Annotated in this window: 1 pseudogene; it reads right to left on the bottom strand. The window is 67.3% G+C overall.

Annotation, left to right across the window (positions count from 1 at the left end):
- Positions 1-245, bottom strand: a pseudogene (locus EXE44_RS19260) (oxidoreductase); the annotation flags it as partial.

The following is a 245-nucleotide window of genomic DNA, read 5'->3' as shown; positions in this document are numbered from 1 at the left end:
AAGGCCTCCAGGGCGGCGACCGACATACCCTGACCGTAGATCGGGTTGAAGCTCGCGATCGCGTCGCCCAAGACGACGAGGCCGCCGGGGAATCGGTCCAGACTCTCGTAGCGAACTCGCCGGTTCGACGGGAACGGGTACCGTTCGACGCCGTCGGACACCACCTCGTGCGAGGCGAGAATCGTTTCGATGTCCTCGACGGGGAGCTCCCGGGCGTACGGGAGGAACCCCTCGACGGTGGCGGG

Origin of the sequence: Halorubrum sp. SS7 (genome assembly GCF_005435055.1) — an archaeon.
GTDB classification, from domain to species: Archaea; Halobacteriota; Halobacteria; order Halobacteriales; family Haloferacaceae; genus Halorubrum; species Halorubrum salinarum.
This window is presented reverse-complemented; position numbering and strand designations above follow the sequence as displayed.